This window comes from Buttiauxella gaviniae ATCC 51604 (assembly GCF_001654835.1).
In the GTDB taxonomy this organism is placed as follows: Bacteria; Pseudomonadota; Gammaproteobacteria; order Enterobacterales; family Enterobacteriaceae; genus Buttiauxella; species Buttiauxella gaviniae.
Genome location: NZ_LXEP01000119.1, coordinates 1 through 300, shown reverse-complemented (window position 1 = coordinate 300; position 300 = coordinate 1). Strand labels below are relative to the sequence as shown.

Here is a 300-nt window from a genome sequence, read left to right as displayed (position 1 = left end):
AACATGAGTTCTTCGCGGACGTATTGCAGATATTGCTGGTTCATACAGACTCCCTGATGATGATTTGCCCTTTCTCACCCCATACCTTGGTTATGCGGCAATCCCAGATACTCGAATCGTCATCAAAGAGGGCGTCCATCAATGCCTTGAGCATGTTGTCGCAATCGGGCTTTGACTGATGTGGCTTGCCATTCATCTGCTCCTGCTTCTTCTTGCTCCAGCTCGGCGGCATTGGCATTACAAAGGTAACGTGCGCACCAGATTCAGGAAGATGAATTTTACGTAAGCGGGCTTCATCGG

At 49.3% G+C, this 300-nt stretch carries 1 protein-coding gene; it reads right to left on the bottom strand.

The features are described from left to right. Window positions 1-40 precede the first annotated feature (40 nt). A partial coding sequence (locus M977_RS23995; protein WP_064519676.1) for a RusA family crossover junction endodeoxyribonuclease occupies window positions 41-300 on the bottom strand: 260 nt, incomplete at its 5' end.